The 1,256-nt window shown below is 52.1% G+C and carries 1 protein-coding gene; it reads left to right on the top strand.

From position 1 onward, the window contains the following. Positions 1 to 60 precede the first annotated feature (60 nt). Positions 61 to 1,226, top strand: a protein-coding gene (locus ACT3T6_RS17665; protein WP_444625976.1) for an IS3 family transposase whose coding sequence is annotated in 2 segments (ribosomal slippage) — positions 61 to 322 and positions 322 to 1,226 — 1,167 coding nt in all. Because the reading frame shifts where the segments join, the coding sequence is not laid out codon by codon here. The last annotated feature ends 30 nt before the right edge of the window (positions 1,227 to 1,256 follow it).

Consider the following 1,256-nt stretch of genomic DNA (forward strand, 5'->3'; position numbering starts at 1 on the left):
TGATCCTGCCCAGTAACTGTGGACACCTCTAGAATGTAATGCGCTACGATGAGGTGAACCATGGCAAGATCGACGACATCGATGAAGAAAAAATCTTATACCCGTTACTCAGATGCCTACCGTCAAGAAGCGTTAGCACTCGCTGATCGCATAGGCGTTGCCGCAGCGGCTCGTGAACTGGGAATACACGCCAGTCAGCTCTATCAATGGCGCTCTAAAGCTCAGCTTCAGCAAGACACATCTGAACGGGAGCGGTCGTTAGCAGAAGAAAACGCCCGATTGAAGCGCCAATTAGCCGAGGCAAATGAAGAGCTGGCCATCACAAAAAAGGCCGCGGTGTACTTTGCGAAGAGCCTGAAGTGAAGTACGCCTTTATCCATCGTCATCGTCAGGCATTCAGCGTTCAACGCATGTGCCATGTTATGGGGGTCGCCCGAAGTGGCTACTACGCTTGGCAGCAGCGCGAAGGAGTCCCGTCTCCAAGACGCAGCGAGCAAGCCATTCTCGATCAGCGTGTAGCTGATGCTTTTCACCAGCGTAAAGGCCGCTCAGGCGCCCCGAGATTAACCCTGGACCTGCACGATGATGGAGTGCTAATCAACCGTAAGACGGTCGCCGCCAGCTTACAGCGTCAGGGCTTGCGCGCTAAAGCAGCCCGTAAGTTTAAGGCCACCACCAACTCTCGGCATTCGCTGCCGGTGGCTCCTAATCTACTAGCGCAAAACTTCACGGCCTCAACTCCCAATCAAAAGTGGGTGGGTGATATCACCTATCTGGCGACGAGCGAAGGCTGGCTTTACCTAGCAGTACTCATTGATCTTTACTCTCGTAAAGTGGTCGGTTGGGCAATGAGTGAGCACATGACGGCCGATCTTGTCTGTGACGCGCTACAGATGGCACTATGGAAACGCAAAATGCCCAAAGGCGTCATTGTCCACTCGGATCGAGGCAGTCAGTACTGTTCCACGCTTTACCGATCGCTGCTTACTCGGCATGAGCTTAAGTGCAGCATGAGCGCCAAAGGTAACTGTTATGATAATGCCTGTGCCGAAAGCTTCTTCCATAGCCTCAAGGTTGAAGCGATCCATGGAGAGCAATTTAAAACGCGAAGCGATATGAGACGTCAGGTGTTTGAATACATCGAACTCGACTACAACAAGCAACGGCGGCACAGTGCTATAGGGATGATCAGTCCTGAGGTCTTTGAATCTCGAATGATCGCTTAAACTAGTGTCCACTGTTGCTGGGTAAGATCA

Origin of the sequence: Halomonas sp. 72 (genome assembly GCF_052379785.1) — a bacterium.
Lineage (GTDB): Bacteria > Pseudomonadota > Gammaproteobacteria > Pseudomonadales > Halomonadaceae > Vreelandella > Vreelandella citrativorans.